Raw genomic sequence first — 14182 nt, 5'->3', positions numbered from 1 at the left:
TCACCTCTCCCTCACTGCTGTCGGGGCGGTCAGTCCTCGTCGTCGGACCGGCCGATCGCACCGCCCGCGCCGCTGGCCACGCCGGCCGTCATGTCCGGCTGCACGTGGATGACACCGTAGTGGTAGCCGTGCCGGCGGTAGACGACGCTGGGCAGGCCGCTGTCCTTCTCCACGAAGAGGTAGAAGTCGTGGCCGACCAGCTCCATCTCGTAGAGCGCCTGGTCCAGCGCCATGGGGGCGGCCGAGTGCGTCTTCTCCCGGACCACCAGCGGGCCTTCGCCCTCCACTTCCAGGGATCCCATCATGGTCTTGCGGACGGCCCCGTTGGTCTCGCCCTCCCGCGCCGTCGTGTCCGGCAGTGCGGCCAGGGCCGCGGTCGCCTCGGCGACGCTGATCGGGGTGCGGCCGTTGGCGCCGCCCTTGTGCACCCGACGCCGGTCAGCCGACTTGCGCAGCTGCGCGTCGAGCTTCGCCGAGGCCAGGTCGAGCGCCGCGTACGCGTCGGCGGCGGCGGCTTCGGCCCGGATGACCGGGCCCCGGGTACGAAGAGTGATCTCCACGCGGTCCGACCGGTCGGCCTGCCGCGGGTTGTGCTCCTTGGACACCTCGACGTCGAGGCTGATCACCTTGCCGTCGAACTTCTGGACCTTCTCCAGCTTCTCGGCCACGTGCTCGCGGAACCTCTTGGGCACCTCGGTCTTGCGGCCCTTGACGACGATGTCCACGCAGAACTCCGATCCCTCGTGCTGACGCCGATCCGGGTGCTACCGGACCGGACTGAGCTCCAGCTGGACCAGCCCATCCACTGCCGGCCCCCGCCCCCGCCGCCAGCGGCGGGAACGACTGGCCCTCATCTCACTTCCTCCCCATCAGGGACGGTTGAAACCCCCTGGGCCTTATCGAACACCTCACGGGGAGTTTTCGCCTCCCCAGGCGAGACGGGGGGTATGACCCGATACTGCGGGCTGGCGGTCAAACTGTTGCACCCTGTCTACCCTCCTGTGGGTGAAGTAACGGTAAATACCTGGACAACGCCCCCCATACGGCGCATCCTTTGCTGACTCTCCGTGCCTGCCGCCGCCAGGAGCAGCCGTGCCGCCGTCCCCCTCCCCCGCCCGTCCGCCGTCCGCACGGACACCGTTCGGCCACGCACTGGCCGGACTGCTGGACGTCCTGCTCCCCGCGAACTGCGCGGGCTGCGGCGCCGAACGCACCCAGCTCTGCCCGGCCTGTCGGCATGCCCTGGCCACCGCCCGCCCCGGCCCCACCCTGCTCCCCTGGGCGCACGCCGCCGCGCCGTACACCGGCCCGGTGCGGCAGTTGCTGCTCGCGCACAAGGAGCGCGGCGCGCTGCGGCTGGCCGGGCCGCTCGGCGAGGCGCTCGGACGGGCGGTGCGCTCCGCCCTCGGGGCCCGGGCCGGGGGCGCGCCGCTGCTGCTGGTGCCGATGCCCTCGGCCCGCGCGGCCGTGCGCGCCCGCGGCCACGACCCGACGCTGCGGCTGGCCGGGGCCGCCGCCCGGTCGCTGCGCCGGGCCGGCCTGGACGCCAGGGCCGCGCCGCTGCTGCGGCACGCCCGTCCGGTCGCCGACCAGACCGGACTGAACGCCGCCGAGCGGCGGCGCAACCTGCACGGCGCGCTCACCGTCCTGCCGCGCGCCCGCCGCGGCCTGGCCGACCGCCAGCCGGTGCTGGTGGACGACCTGGTGACCACGGGGGCGAGCCTGGCCGAGGCCGCCCGGGCACTGGCCGACGCCGGGCTGCCGGCCCGGGCCGCCGCGACGGTCGCGGCCACCGCGGCGCGGCCGGCGGACTGAGGCCCGGCCGAGGGCACGGCCGCGCGCCCGGCGGTCGGCCCGCCGGTTCAGCCGACGTAGAAGTACGAGTGGGCCTTGTCCACCAACTGGGCTTCCCGCCACTGGTTGTTGACCAGCCGGTAGACCGTCCCGCCCGCCACCGCGAGGACCGGCCAGGGCTGGGCCAGGAGGTACCCGCGCGACTCCGCCGTCGAGATGGACTGCGGGGAGGACGGCATGCCGTTGCCGGCCTGCAGCTGACTGTCCGTGCTCTGCGAGCCGTCGGTGCTGATGTAGTACAGCTGCTGGGGGCGGTCGGCCTCCTTGCCGAGCACCAGCAGCTGGTCGGTCTCCGTCCAGGACACCGAGGTGACGTCGGTGAGCGAGGGCGCCCCCGGGCGGACCCCGATGATCCTCGCGGTCGGCGCACCCGGCGTTCCGCCGTGCTCCACCAGCCCGAACTCCAGCGAACTGCCCGGGACACCGGCCGACTTGACCACCAGTGCGATCCGGGCGCCGTCCGAGGAGATCTTCACGGCCTGCACCGTCTGCCCGGTCAGCAGCCCCTCGACCGGCACGGTGTACGACTTTCCGCCGCGCACCAGGACCACCCGCGGGGCCTGCGGGTTGCGGTCCACCACCCAGAGGTCGCCGCGGCCGTCCCAGGTCGGCGAGGCGAGGCCGTCGTCCTTGGCGCCGGCCTTCACCGGCGAGCTGAGCACCGGCTCGGGCAGCGCCGTCGTGCCGGCCGCCAGCGGCACCGTGTAGAGCTGGCGGCCGTCGTCCGAGAGCGCGGCGGCCTGGGAGCCGTCCCGGCTGACCGCGACCGTGCCCAGCTGGGGCGTGCCGTTCGTGTGCGGCTTGCCGAGCACCCCGGGCACCGGGTCGCCGCTGCGGCCCTCGTCGGCCACCATCAGCACGCCGTTGTCGGCGCGCTGGTAGTACTGCTGGACCGGCAGCCGGCCGGCCAGCGCGCCGGGGCCGACGGCCTGGTCGTCGTTGCGGCTGGCCGTGCAGGAGCCGCGCTGGCCCTTCAGCTCCAGCCGGTCGACCTGCCCCTTCCCCTGGTCGGCGAAGGTGTAGTAGAGCTGGTTCGCCATCCGGCGGCAGGCCGCCGCGTCGCCCAGGTCCGCGCCGCCGAGCTGCACGTGGGCGACCCGGCTGTCGTCGAGGGCCACCTTGTCGACGGTGGTGCCGCTCGGGAAGGCCGTCCTGGCCACCGGCGCGAGCCAGTGGGAGGGCCCCGAGACCAGCGCGTTGGCGGCCGCGGTCAGCGGGTCGATCCGTCGCCGCAGGTAGATCGGGTCGGCGATCAGCACCTCCTGGCCGCCGGAGCCGGAGCCCGGCACGGACGGGTCGGGGGCGGTGTAGAAGAAGCGCTCGACCTGCCGGAAGCTGTTCCGGAAGTTGGTCTCGTTCATGATCACGCCGGCGGGCAGCCGGGCGATCCGCCACTCGCCGTCCTCCCGCGTGAAGGTGAAGTCGAGGACCTTGTTGTTGTTCTGCCCCGCCACCATCACGTACGAGCGCTTCTCGTCGACCGTGGCCAGCAGCTGCCCGGACACCGTTTCGGAGTACTCGGTGTCCTTGTCGTTGACGACCTGGTCCGGCGCGATCTGCGTGGCCGAGAGCACCTGGATGCCCGCGTCCGGGTTCCAGGTCGCGGCGGCGTGCTCGGTGAGGTACTTGCGCGCGGTCTCGTACCCCTCGTCCGCGGTCACCGCGTCCAGGAACCCGGTCAGCAGCTCACGCGGCTTGGCGCCCTTGGCCGGTGCCACCGGGAACACCCTGGCCTGCAGGTTCTTGTCGGCCGAGCCCTGCGACAGCTCCACCTTGGCTATGCCGCCGGAGTCCGGCATGGCCGCGCAGCCGCTCGCCACCAGGGCGCCGAGCACCGCGCCGGCCACCACCACGAGCCGCGGTGCGCAGCCGGCCTCAGTGCTGTTGCTCGTCCTTCGCACGCTGCGACCCCTCCAGGTCCGTCCCACCCGTCGCGTCCGGCTCCGCCGTCCGCTGTGCCACCGACGGCCGTCCCGGCGTCGGGTCCACCATGACCTGGGCGCCGGTGGCGCCGTAACCGGCCCCCGCCGTCCGCACGTCCGAGGGGTCCGAGCGGGGCCCCTCCGGCAGCCGGTTCCGGCCCAGCCCGGGGCCGATGTTCAGCACCCCGCCGAGCCCGCTGCCCAACCCGTTGCCGGACCCCTCCGGCGCCTCGCCCTGCTCCTCGGCCGCGGCCATGGCCGTCGAACCGGTCGGGGCGATCGCCCGGCGGTACGGCGTGCCGTACGCGCCCAGGCCCCGGTTGTTGCGGGAGTCCTCCGGCTCCAGCCGGAACGGCGCCCGGTTGATCTCGCCGCCGCGGGTGCGCGGCAGGGTCAGCCGGAAGTGCGAGCCGCCGCCGGGCTCGCCCCAGGCCTGGAGCCAGCCGCCGTGCAGGTGGGCGTCCTCGACCGCGATGGACAGGCCCAGGCCGGTGCCGCCGGTGGTGCGCACCCGGGACGGGTCCGCCCGCCAGAAGCGGTGGAACACCCGGGACGCCTCGCCGGGCTTGAGGCCGATGCCGTAGTCGCGGACACCGACCGCGACCGCGCCGTCCGCCGAGCCCAGCCGGACCACCACGTCGCGGCCCTCGCCGTGCTCCAGCGCGTTGACCACCAGGTTGCGCAGGATGCGCTCGATCCGGCGGGAGTCCACCTCGGCCAGCACCGGCTCGCCGTCGCCGCGGATCACCACGGTGCTGCCCTTGGCCTGGGCCAGCGGGTCGGCGGCCTCCACCACCCGGCCGACGATCTCCCGCAGGTCGACCGGTTCGGCGTCCAGGATCGCAGCGCCGGCGTCGAAGCGGCTGATCTCCAGCAGGTCGGCGAGCAGCGACTCGAAGCGGTCCAGCTGGCCCTGCAGCAGTTCCGCCGAGCGGGCCGCCATCGGGTCCAGGTCCTCGCGGCTGTCGTAGATCAGGTCGGCGGCCATCCGGACCGTGGTCAGCGGGGTGCGCAGTTCGTGCGAGACGTCCGAGACGAAGCGCCGCTGCACCCGGGACAGCTCCTCCAGCTGGCGGATCTGCGCCTGGAGGGCGTTGGCCATCCGGTTGAACGACTCCCCGAGACGGGCGATGTCGTCCGTCCCGGTCACCTTCATCCGCTCCTCCAGGTGCCCGTCGGCGAGCCGCTCGGAGATGCCGGCGGCCATCCGCACCGGGGTGACCACCTGGCGCACCACGACCCAGGCGATGCCGCCCATCAGGATCACCACGAACACGCCGGCGGTCGCCAGGGTGCCGGTGATCAGGTTGAGGGTGTCGGTCTCCTGGCCGAAGGAGAACACGTAGAACAGCTGGTAGCTGGTGTTGGCCGGGCCGACGAACTGCATGCCGAGGGCCAGGCCGGGCTCGCTCTTGCCGCCGCCCTCGGGCGAGCGGTGGATCCGGGTCGGCTGGTCGAACATCTGGCCGGGCTCTTCGATGAGCTTGGCGCGCAGGGTGTCCGGGACGCTGCTGGGCTGGATGTCGCCCGAGTACCGCGGTGCGAAACCGGCGCTGTCGGGGACGACCGCCCCGGTGCCGGGAGCCATCGCGATCACCGAGTAGACCGTCTGCCCGCTCGCGGCCAGGTCGTTGACCTGGCGCAGCAGCCAGGTGCCGGTCTCGCCGGTGATCGGGTCGACGGCGCCCCGCAGGGTCTGGTCCCGGGCCTCGTCGATCTTCTTCTGCTCGACCTGGAAGCCGATCCGGGCCTGCGCCCGGGCGGCGTCGATCTTGGTGTCGAGCAGGCCGTTGCGCACCTGCGCCACCACGACCACGCCCAGCACCAGGACCACCGCGATGGAGGCCAGCAGGGACACCGCGACCACGCGCACCTGGATCGACCGGCGGTACAGCACGGCCACCTTGCGCGCAGGACGGCGTAGCTGACGCTTCATCAGGCCGAAGATCCCGGAGGGGCCGCGACGGCGGCGGGTGGTCGAACTCAGCACGTCCCCGCGCACGGCCCCCGCCCCGTCGGTCGCGGAACCCGACGGGGTGCCCTCAGCCCGGTCCGTCACGTCAGCTGGGTCCGGCCTTGTAGCCGACGCCGCGGACGGTCACCACGATCTCGGGGCGCTCCGGATCCTTCTCGATCTTGGAGCGCAGTCGCTGCACGTGCACGTTGACCAGACGGGTGTCCGCCGCGTGGCGGTAGCCCCAGACCTGCTCCAGCAGCACCTCGCGGGTGAACACCTGCCAGGGCTTGCGGGCCAGCGCGACCAGCAGGTCGAACTCCAGCGGGGTCAGCGGGATGCTGCGCCCGTCCCGCTTCACCGAGTGGCCGGCCACGTCGATCACCAGGTCGCCGATGGTCAGCTGCTCGGGCGTCGGCTCCTCGGCGCGGCGCAGCCGGGCACGCACCCGGGCCACCAGCTCCTTGGGCTTGAACGGCTTGGTGACGTAGTCGTCGGCGCCGGACTCCAGGCCCACCACGACGTCGACCGTGTCGGTCTTCGCGGTCAGCATGACGATCGGGACGCCGGACTCGGCCCGGATCTGCCGGCACACGTCGATGCCGTCCCGGCCGGGCAGCATCAGGTCGAGCAGGACCAGGTCGGGCTTGCTCTCCCGGAACGCGGCTAGCGCCTTGTCCCCATCCGCGACGAAAAACGGCTCAAAACCCTCACCACGCAGCACGATGCCGAGCATCTCGGCCAGTGCGGAGTCGTCATCAACGACGAGGACGCGTCCCTTCATGCATCCATCTTCTCATTACCGGATTGTGACCTGCCGCACAGCAGTGCCAATGCTCCACAACGGCCAAGTCCCCGGCCGTCGAATTCCGGCCATACCGGGCGAATAGCCCTAGTCAGAGAGCCTCCGAACGGTCCGGAACCCGCCGTCCGACCCCCCGGCGGGCCCCGTTGCCGATCAGCAACCGGATACCCCTGGGGCGTCTCCGGGCCCCATGGCACGATGGGCGCTGCGCGCGGGCGGAAGATCCGCCCGGATCCGCGCCCAGAACGGCCCCTCCGAGGAGCAGTGATGACCGACACTCCGGGCTGGGCCTCGCCCAGCTCGTCCGAGCCGCCCCGCGACGGCGCCCGGCCCCCGGCCGACGCGCCCGCCGCCGTGCCCGGGCCGTCGGCACCCCCTCGGATCAACCCCGGCTGGGGCGCCCAGTACGGACAGCCGAACCGCGGCGGGCAGACGCCCGGCCGCGACCCGTACGGCTGGGACGCCGCGCGCAGCCCCCGGCCCGGCGTCATCCCGCTGCGCCCGCTCAGCGTCGGCGAGCTGCTCGACGGCGCCGTCACCACCGTGCGCCGGCACTGGCGCACCGCCCTCACCCTCTCGCTCGGCATCGCCGTCGTCGACCAGGCCGGCACCTTCGTCGCCGAACTGCTGGTGAGGGGCCGGACCGGCGCCTCCACCCAGCTCCTCACCCTGCTCGCCAGCCTGCCGCTGACGCTGCTGCTCGACGCGCTCGCCGTCGCACTGCTCACCATCGTGGTCAGCCGGGCCGTCCTCGGCCGCTCGGTGACCGCCGGGGAGGCCTGGCGCGACGCCCGCCCCCGGCTGCTGCAGCTGCTCGGGCTCACCGTGCTCACCACCCTGATGAGCGGCGGCGTGGTGGTGCTCGGCTTCACCCCGCTGCTCGGCTACCGGGCCGGCGGCGCCGACAACCCCGCGACCGTGTCCCTGCTGTTCCTGGTCGGCCTGCTGACCGTGCCGGTCGGCCTCTGGCTGCTCATCCGCTACAGCCTGGCCGCTCCCGCGCTGATGCTGGAGAAGCAGGGCGTGGTGACGGCCCTGTCGCGCTCGCGCCGACTGGCCCGCGGCTCGTGGTGGCGGATCTTCGGCATCGTCCTGCTGAGCCGGCTCCTGGCCGGGATCGTCGGGGCAACCCTGGTCATCCCGTTCCGCTTCATCGGCCTGGCACTGGGCTTCGGCTCCATCGACCGCTTCGGCGACTCCTCCCAGCAGTCCGTCGGCATGATGGTGCTGACCGCGATCGCCGGGATCATCGCCTCCTCCCTGAGCACCCCGTTCCTGGCCGCCGTCGGCGTGCTGGTCTACATCGACCAGCGGATCCGCCGCGAGGCCCTGGACATCGAGCTCGCCCGCGCCGCCGCCACGCCCGAGCAGGGCGGGAACGGCCAGGCCGACCAGACCTCGGCGAGGCACTGAACCGGATGCCTATCTGGGGGGACAGGCTCCTCGCCGCCGCCGGCGCCCCGGTCACCGTTCCGCGTGACCCGGCCCGCGACGCCGCCCGCGACGAGCTGCTCAACGCCGAGTACCACAAGAACGACCCGACCGTCCTGGAACGCGTCGTCGACTGGATCTGGGACCACATCGACCGCGCCATGGGCAGCATCTCCGGCGACGGCACCGACGGCACCACCGGGCTGGTGCTCTTCCTGGTCGTCGCCGCGGTGATCGGCGCCGCCCTCTGGTGGCGCCTCGGCGCGCCCAAGCGCGCCGCCCGCACCGTCCTGGGCGTGTACGGCTCCGACGGCCCGCGCAGCGCCGGCCACTACCGGGCGGACGCCGCCGGGCACGCCGCCGCGGGCCGCTGGTCCGAGGCCGTCCGCGAGCAGATGCGCGCGCTGGTCCGGGCCCTGGAGGAGCGCACCCTGCTCGACGCCCGCCCGGGCCGCACCGCCGACGAGGCCGCTGCCGAGGCCGGCCGGGCCCTGCCCGAGCACGCCGCCGCGCTGGCCGCGGCCGCCCGCACCTTCGACGACGTCGCGTACGGCGAGCGCACCGCCGACCAGGCCGCCTACCAGCTGCTGCTGGACCTCGACCGGACGCTGGAAAGCGCCCGCCCGGTCCTCGCCCACGCCTCCGCCGCGGCCTCCGTCCCGACCCCGACCTCGACCGCGGGAGGAGCGGCATGACCAGCACCGCCCCGGCTCCCCCCGCCGCCGAACAGCCCGCCGAACGACCCGCCGCCGACGCCGCGCCGACCAGCCTCGCCCCCACCGGACGCGGCCTGGTCCGCCGCGCCCGCTGGTACCTGGTCTTCCTCGCCGTCCTGCTGGTCGCCGCCGTCGGCATCGCGGTCCTCAACCGCGGCCACCGCTACCCGCCGCTCGACCCGCGCTCCTACGACGCCGACGGTTCCCACGCCGTCGTCGCACTGCTCGAACGCCAGGGCGTCACGGTCGAACTCGGCACCGACCCCGCGGCCGCCGCGAACGGCGCCGACACCCTGGTGCTGCCCGAACCCGACCTGCTCAGCCCGGCCCAGCTGCGCGGAATCGCCGCCGCCCGGCACCAGCGGCTGGTCCTGATCGCCCCGGGCCCGGCCGCCCTCGGCGCCCTCGCCCCCGGCATCCGCACCGCCGACGAGGCCGGCGGCGTGCCGTTCGCATCCGTCCGCGACACCCAGCCGGCCTGCTCGCTCCCCGAGGCCCTCCGGGCCGGCAGCGCCTCCATGGGCGGCATGCTCTACACCAGCGGCAGCCGCGGCGACGGCTGCTACCCGCACGGCCACGGCTACCCGCTGGTCCGCACCCCGAGCGGGGGCGGCGACGTCGTCGTGCTCGGCAGCGGCCAGTTCCTGGGCAACGACGAGCTCGCCGAGGGCGGCAACGCCTCGCTCGCGCTCGGCCTGCTCGGCTCGCAGCCCCGCCTCACCTGGCACCTGCCCGACTACACCGCGCCGGTCGCCGAGGGCACCCAGCACAAGTCCTTCGGCGACTACATCCCGAAGGGCTGGCACTGGGCCTTCTACCAGCTCGCCGTCGCCGCGGCGCTCGCCGCCCTCTGGCGCGCCCGCCGGCTCGGCCCGGTGGTCAGCGAGAACCTTCCCGTGGTGGTCCGCGCCGCCGAGACCACCGAGGGCCGCGCCCGCCTCTACCGGCGGGCCAAGGCCCACGGCCGCGCCGCCCAGGCCCTGCGCCGCGCCGCCGCCCACCGCCTCGCCCCCGCCCTGGGCGTCCCGCTCCAGGCCGGCGCCCCCGAGCCGGAAGCGCTCTGCGCGGCCGTCGCCGGCCGCCTCCCCGAACGACCCGCCGGGGACGTCCGGGCCCTGCTCTACGGCCCGCCCCCGACCGACGACGCCGCGCTGCTGCGGCTCGCCGACGACCTCGACGCCCTCGAAAGGCAGGTACGGAACCCGTGACCGAACAGGCGACCGCCCAGCTCCGCATCACCCCCGGCACGGCACCCGCTACCCCCGCCACCGACCCGCGCACCGCGCTGACCGCCCTGCGCGCGGAGATCGGCAAGGCCGTGGTCGGCCAGGACGCCGCCGTCACCGGCCTCGTGGTGGCCCTGCTCTGCGGCGGCCACGTGCTGCTCGAAGGCGTCCCCGGCGTCGCCAAGACCCTGCTGGTCCGCACCCTCTCCACGGCACTCAGCCTGGAGACGAAGCGCATCCAGTTCACCCCCGACCTGATGCCCAGCGACGTCACCGGCTCGCTCGTCTACGACGCCCGCACCGCCGAGTTCTCCTTCCAGCCCGGCCCGGTCTTCACCAACCTGCTGCTCGCCGACGAGATCAACCGCACCCCGCCCAAGACCCAGGCCGCCCTGCTGGAGGCCATGGAGGAGCGGCAGGTCACCGTGGACGGCGAGCCGCGCGCGCTGCCCGTCCCGTTCCTGGTCGCCGCCACCCAGAACCCGGTCGAGTACGAGGGCACCTACCCGCTGCCCGAGGCCCAGCTCGACCGCTTCCTGCTCAAGCTGATCCTGCCGCTGCCCGACCGCGACCAGGAGTTCCAGGTCCTGTCCCGGCACGCGTCCGGCTTCGACCCCAAGGACCTCGCCGCGGCCGGCGTCCGCCCCGTCGCCGGGCCCGAGCACCTCGCCGCCGCCCGCGAGCAGATCGCCGGGCTGACCGTCTCCCCCGAGGTCCTCGCCTACATCGTCGACCTCTGCCGGGCCACCCGGCAGTCCCCGTCGCTGTCCATCGGCGTCTCCCCGCGCGGTGCCACCGCCCTGCTCGCCGCCTCGCGCGCCTGGGCCTGGCTCGCCGGACGGGACTACGTCACCCCCGACGACGTCAAGGCGCTCGCCCTGCCCACCCTGCGGCACCGCGTCGCGCTGCGCGCCGAGGCCGAGATGGAAGGCGTCACCGCCGACTCCGTCATCCAGGCCGTCCTCGCCCAGACGCCCGCCCCCCGCTGACCCAGGCCCGCCGGCGTACCGGGCGTCTCGCCGCCGCCGAACCCACGGCCCCTCCGACCACGGGCTTCCGAAGGAGCGCACCCGCATGGCCCTCACCGGGCGAACCGCCCTGATCGCCGCGCTCGGCGCGCTCTTCGTGGGCCTCCTGCTGCCCTCCTGGGCCGGAATCGGGGCCGTCACCGGCGCGGTCCTGCTCGCCGTCCTGGCCGACCTGGTGCTCGCCGCGCCCGTCCGCAGCCTGCGGATCGTCCGGGGCGGCACCACCACCGTCCGGCTCGGCGACACCGCCTCCGTCGAACTGACCGTCACCAACCCCTCCGGACGGCCCCTGCGCGCCCTGATGCGCGACGCCTGGGCCCCTTCCGCCTGGCGCCCCGGCACCGCCGAGACCGCCTCCCGACACACCCTCACCGTCCCCGGGGGCGAACGGCGTCGCGCCGTCTCCGTGCTCGCCCCGAGCCGCCGCGGCGACCACCACGCCCACCGGGTGACCGTCCGGTCGCTCGGCCCGCTCGGCCTGGCCGGCCGCCAGGGCTCACACCACGTCCCCTGGACGGTCCGCGCCCTGCCCCCGTTCCACAGCCGCAAGCACCTGCCCTCCCGGCTCGCCCGGCTGCGCGAACTCGACGGCCGCACCTCGGTGCTGACCCGCGGCCAGGGCACCGAATTCGACTCGCTGCGGGAGTACCTGCCCGGCGACGACGTCCGCTCCATCGACTGGCGCGCCAGCGCCCGCCGCCACACCGTCGCCGTCCGCACCTGGCGCCCCGAGCGCGACCGGCACATCCTCGTCGTCCTCGACACCGGACGCACCTCGGCCGGCCGCGTCGGCGACGCCCCCCGCCTGGACGCCGCCCTCGACGCCGCCCTGCTGCTCACCGCCCTCGCCACCCGCGCGGGCGACCGGGTCGACCTGCTCGCCCACGACGCCCACAAGCGCGCCGCGGTCGTCGGCAGCTCGCCGAGCGAGATCCTGCCGGCCTTCACCAACGCGATGGCCCTGCTGGAGCCCGCCCTGCACGAGACCGACATGCGCTCCCTGGTCTCCACCGCACTCAAGATGGCACCGCACCGCTCGCTGGTCGTCCTGCTCACCGGTCTCGACGCGGCCCCCGTCGAGGACGGCCTGCGGCCCCTGCTGCCGCTGCTCACCAAGCGGCACGAGGTCGTCCTCGCCTCGGTCTCCGACCCGCACCTGGACGTGCTGGCCACCGGTCGGGGCACCGTCGAGGCCGTCTACGGCGCCGCCGCTGCCGAACAGACCCGCGCCGACCGCCGCCACACCGCCGACCGCCTCACCCGGCACGGCGTCACCGTCCTCGACGCCCCGCCCGCCCAGATCGCCCCGGCGCTGGCGGACACCTACCTGGCGCTGAAGGCCGCGGGCCGGCTCTGAACCTCACTCCCTCCCAGCGTCTTCGAGCCTCGTGTTGAGCCGGGCCGCCTGACGCGTCAGGTGGTCGCGCTCGGCGAGGTTGGACGCCCGCCGAGCCGCCTCGACGTACAACCGGACGGCCGTCCTCAGGTCCCCGTCGCGCTCGTGGAGGTACGCCGCCACCGCCGCGTACCTCGGCAGGGACTCGTCCACCGCTCCCAGCGCCGCGAGCCCGGCACGCGCCCCGTCGGCCTCACCGACCGCCACCGCACGGTTCAGTCGGACCACCGGACTGTCCGTCAGGCGCTCCAACTCGTCGTACCACTCGACGATCTGCACCCAGTCGGTCTCCCCGGCGGTGGGCGCGTCCGCGTGCAGCGCCGCGATCGCCGCCTGGGCCTGGAACTCGCCCAGCCGGTCCCGGGCGAGGGCCGCCTGGAGGATCCCGACGCCCTCGGCGATCAGCCCGCTGTCCCAACGGCTGCGGTCCTGCTCGGCGAGCGGCACCAGACTGCCGTCGGGCGCCGTGCGGCCAGCCCGCCGGGCGTGGTGCAGCAGCATCAGCGCCAACAGACCCGCCACTTCGGGGTGGTCGATCACCGCCGCCAGCTGCCGGGTGAGCCGGATCGCCTCGGCGGCGAGGTCGACATCGCCCGAGTAGCCCTCGTTGAAGACCAGGTAGAGGACGCGCAGCACGGTGGCGACGTCGCCCGGCCGATCGAACCGGACGGCGGACACGGTCCGCTTGGCCCGGCTGATCCGCTGCGCCATGGTCGCCTCGGGCACCAGATAGGCCTGGGCGATCTGGCGGGTGGTCAGCCCGCCGAGCGCGCGCAGGGTGAGCGCGACCGCCGAGGACGGCGTCAACGACGGGTGGGCACAGAGGAAGTAGAGCCGCAGCGTGTCGTCCGCCGCGGCCGCGGGCCCGGGCTCCGGCTCCCGGTCGACGAGCTCCTCCCGACGGCGGCGGGCGGTGTCCGCCCGGGCCCGGTCGAGGAACTTCCGCCAGGCGACGGTGACCAGCCAGCCCTTCGGGTCCTGCGGCGAACCGGCTCCCCAGCCGCGAACCGCCTCGATCAACGCCTCCTGCACGGCGTCCTCGGCCGCCGCGAAATCCGCTCCGCGGCGGACGAGGACACCGAGCACGGCGGGCGTGAGGCTCCGGATCAGGGCCTCGTCCATCGCGTGGCCTCCGTTGGCCTCCGTCATCGCAGATGGCACTCGGCGGTGGTCGACGGCATGGCCAGGAACGGGCGCAGTTCCAGCCACTCGTGGATCGGCTTCCCCCCGGCACCGGGGGCAGCCGACAGCTCTCCGGCCAGTTCGACGGCACGCTCGTAGCTGTCGACGTCAATCACCATCCAGCCGGCGATGAGGTCCTTGGTCTCGGCGAACGGACCGTCGGTCACCGGCGGACGGCCCTCGCCGTCGTACCGGACCCACGCCCCCTCCGGTGCCAGCGCCTGACCGTCGACGTACTCGCCGGTCTTCTCCAGCCGGGCGGCGAAGTCCTGCATGTACGTGATGTGCGCCGTGACCTCCTCCGGGGTCCACTGGTCCATCGGCGTGCAGTTGACCGCGGTCGGAGCGCCCCGGTAGTGCTTGAGCAGCAGGTACTTGGCCATCGTCTTCTCCTCGGTGCTGGTGCGACCCATTGTGGCCGCGTCCACCCCGGGGACGGAGCCGGCCACGGATTCTCGACACAACTGGCCAAGATTTTCCCCGAGGTGTCCGGCCGTGCCTGCCTCGTCGGCCTCGCCTGCCTGGGAAATGCGAAAAGCCCCTGATCCGATGGATCAGGGGCTTTTCTGAATGATTGTTCGGCGGCGTCCTACTCTCCCACAGGGTCCCCCCTGCAGTACCATCGGCGCTGTGAGGCTTAGCTTCCGGGTTCGGAATGTAACCGGGCG

Annotated in this window: 12 protein-coding genes and 1 rRNA gene; 6 read left to right on the top strand and 7 right to left on the bottom strand. The window is 74.2% G+C overall.

Features of this window, described 5'->3' with window-relative positions:
- Window positions 1-29: 29 nt before the first annotated feature.
- Complete coding sequence (gene hpf, locus ACFV1W_RS12745; RefSeq protein ID WP_380415761.1) at window positions 30-725, bottom strand: ribosome hibernation-promoting factor, HPF/YfiA family; 696 nt, start codon at window positions 723-725, stop codon at window positions 30-32.
- A 367-nt stretch (window positions 726-1092) separates the two neighbouring features.
- Between hpf and ACFV1W_RS12740 the strand changes: the two genes are divergently transcribed.
- The gene (locus tag ACFV1W_RS12740; RefSeq protein ID WP_380415759.1) at window positions 1093-1815 is read left to right on the top strand and encodes a ComF family protein; all 723 of its coding nucleotides are present in this window, start codon (window positions 1093-1095) and stop codon (window positions 1813-1815) included.
- A 47-nt stretch (window positions 1816-1862) separates the two neighbouring features.
- On the opposite strand, the gene ACFV1W_RS12735 is transcribed toward ACFV1W_RS12740, so the two are convergent.
- Genes ACFV1W_RS12735 through mtrA form a run of 3 tightly spaced genes read right to left on the bottom strand, consistent with a single transcriptional unit; the run spans window position 1863 to window position 6514 of the window.
- Window positions 1863-3755 (bottom strand): LpqB family beta-propeller domain-containing protein, encoded by a 1893-nt coding sequence (locus ACFV1W_RS12735; protein ID WP_380415757.1) that lies wholly within the window; start codon window positions 3753-3755, stop codon window positions 1863-1865.
- Window positions 3730-5835, bottom strand: coding sequence for an MtrAB system histidine kinase MtrB (mtrB, locus tag ACFV1W_RS12730; RefSeq protein WP_380415755.1), 2106 nt, complete (start codon window positions 5833-5835; stop codon window positions 3730-3732). The genes ACFV1W_RS12735 and mtrB overlap by 26 nt, the downstream gene beginning before the upstream one ends.
- A gap of 1 nt (window position 5836) precedes the next feature.
- Window positions 5837-6514, bottom strand: a complete 678-nt coding sequence (gene mtrA / locus ACFV1W_RS12725; RefSeq protein WP_030283937.1) for an MtrAB system response regulator MtrA — start codon at window positions 6512-6514, stop codon at window positions 5837-5839.
- A 288-nt stretch (window positions 6515-6802) separates the two neighbouring features.
- Between mtrA and ACFV1W_RS12720 the strand changes: the two genes are divergently transcribed.
- The 5 genes from ACFV1W_RS12720 (at window position 6803) to ACFV1W_RS12700 (ending at window position 12293) form a co-directional block, all read left to right on the top strand.
- Window positions 6803-7948 carry a hypothetical protein gene (locus ACFV1W_RS12720; protein WP_380415753.1) on the top strand — a complete coding sequence of 382 codons (1146 nt, stop codon included), beginning with the start codon at window positions 6803-6805 and terminating at the stop codon, window positions 7946-7948.
- A 5-nt stretch (window positions 7949-7953) separates the two neighbouring features.
- Window positions 7954-8661, top strand: a complete 708-nt coding sequence (locus ACFV1W_RS12715) for a DUF4129 domain-containing protein (protein ID WP_380415752.1) — start codon at window positions 7954-7956, stop codon at window positions 8659-8661.
- Complete coding sequence (locus tag ACFV1W_RS12710; RefSeq protein WP_380415750.1) at window positions 8658-9890, top strand: DUF4350 domain-containing protein; 1233 nt, start codon at window positions 8658-8660, stop codon at window positions 9888-9890. The genes ACFV1W_RS12715 and ACFV1W_RS12710 overlap by 4 nt, the downstream gene beginning before the upstream one ends.
- 26 nt (window positions 9891-9916) lie before the next feature.
- Window positions 9917-10897 carry an AAA family ATPase gene (locus ACFV1W_RS12705; RefSeq protein ID WP_380415901.1) on the top strand — a complete coding sequence of 327 codons (981 nt, stop codon included), beginning with the start codon at window positions 9917-9919 and terminating at the stop codon, window positions 10895-10897.
- 85 nt (window positions 10898-10982) lie between these two features.
- Complete coding sequence (locus ACFV1W_RS12700; protein ID WP_380415748.1) at window positions 10983-12293, top strand: DUF58 domain-containing protein; 1311 nt, start codon at window positions 10983-10985, stop codon at window positions 12291-12293.
- 3 nt (window positions 12294-12296) lie between these two features.
- On the opposite strand, the gene ACFV1W_RS12695 is transcribed toward ACFV1W_RS12700, so the two are convergent.
- The 3 genes from ACFV1W_RS12695 to rrf form a co-directional block, all read right to left on the bottom strand.
- The gene (locus ACFV1W_RS12695; RefSeq protein ID WP_380415746.1) at window positions 12297-13454 is read right to left on the bottom strand and encodes an RNA polymerase sigma factor; all 1158 of its coding nucleotides are present in this window, start codon (window positions 13452-13454) and stop codon (window positions 12297-12299) included.
- A gap of 23 nt (window positions 13455-13477) precedes the next feature.
- Window positions 13478-13897, bottom strand: coding sequence for a YciI family protein (locus ACFV1W_RS12690; protein ID WP_380415900.1), 420 nt, complete (start codon window positions 13895-13897; stop codon window positions 13478-13480).
- 193 nt (window positions 13898-14090) lie between these two features.
- Window positions 14091-14182, bottom strand: a 5S ribosomal RNA gene (gene rrf, locus ACFV1W_RS12685); the annotation flags it as partial.

Origin of the sequence: Kitasatospora sp. NPDC059648, from assembly GCF_042734825.1 — a bacterium.
Lineage (GTDB): Bacteria > Actinomycetota > Actinomycetes > Streptomycetales > Streptomycetaceae > Kitasatospora.
The sequence above is the reverse complement of the archived record's forward strand: the minus strand, read 5'-3'. Positions and strand labels throughout refer to the sequence as shown.

What these genes read in the sequence shown, in the direction of transcription:
- mtrA (WP_030283937.1), bottom strand. Translation starts at nt 6,514, where the DNA reads ATGAAGGGACGCGTCCTCGTCGTTGATGACGACTCCGCACTGGCCGAG.
- ACFV1W_RS12720 (WP_380415753.1), top strand. Translation starts at nt 6,803, where the DNA reads ATGACCGACACTCCGGGCTGGGCCTCGCCCAGCTCGTCCGAGCCGCCC.
- ACFV1W_RS12715 (WP_380415752.1), top strand. Translation starts at nt 7,954, where the DNA reads ATGCCTATCTGGGGGGACAGGCTCCTCGCCGCCGCCGGCGCCCCGGTC.
- ACFV1W_RS12710 (WP_380415750.1), top strand. Translation starts at nt 8,658, where the DNA reads ATGACCAGCACCGCCCCGGCTCCCCCCGCCGCCGAACAGCCCGCCGAA.
- ACFV1W_RS12700 (WP_380415748.1), top strand. Translation starts at nt 10,983, where the DNA reads ATGGCCCTCACCGGGCGAACCGCCCTGATCGCCGCGCTCGGCGCGCTC.
- ACFV1W_RS12695 (WP_380415746.1), bottom strand. Translation starts at nt 13,454, where the DNA reads ATGGACGAGGCCCTGATCCGGAGCCTCACGCCCGCCGTGCTCGGTGTC.
- ACFV1W_RS12690 (WP_380415900.1), bottom strand. Translation starts at nt 13,897, where the DNA reads ATGGCCAAGTACCTGCTGCTCAAGCACTACCGGGGCGCTCCGACCGCG.